This window comes from Frankia sp. Mgl5, from assembly GCF_023242985.1.
Taxonomy (GTDB): Bacteria; Actinomycetota; Actinomycetes; order Frankiales; family Frankiaceae; genus Parafrankia; species Parafrankia soli.
Map to the genome: position 1 here is coordinate 1 of NZ_JALKFY010000347.1, position 237 is coordinate 237.

Sequence of the window (237 nt, forward strand, 5' to 3'; positions counted from 1 at the left end):
GCTACCGTCTCCATTCAAGATGGCCCCCGCACGATCCAGCGCTTTAATCAGGCGCGGGTTGTAAATGTAACGGCTAGCCTTTCACCCGGCCGCGATCTGGGAAGCGTGACGCAGCGGATCAACAAGCTGGTGGACAGCTTCCCGCTGCCGCCCGGCTATGTGATCGAGCAGCAAGGACAAAACCAGCAGATGGCGCAATCTACCCGGGATATGCTGATCGCCTTTGCACTTGCTATC

The 237-nt window shown here is 58.2% G+C and carries 1 protein-coding gene; it reads left to right on the forward strand.

What is annotated here, in order from left to right; all coding sequences use genetic code 11:
* Positions 1-237 (forward strand): efflux RND transporter permease subunit (locus MXD62_RS09630; protein ID WP_248829007.1); only part of this gene is annotated, 237 nt, incomplete at both ends.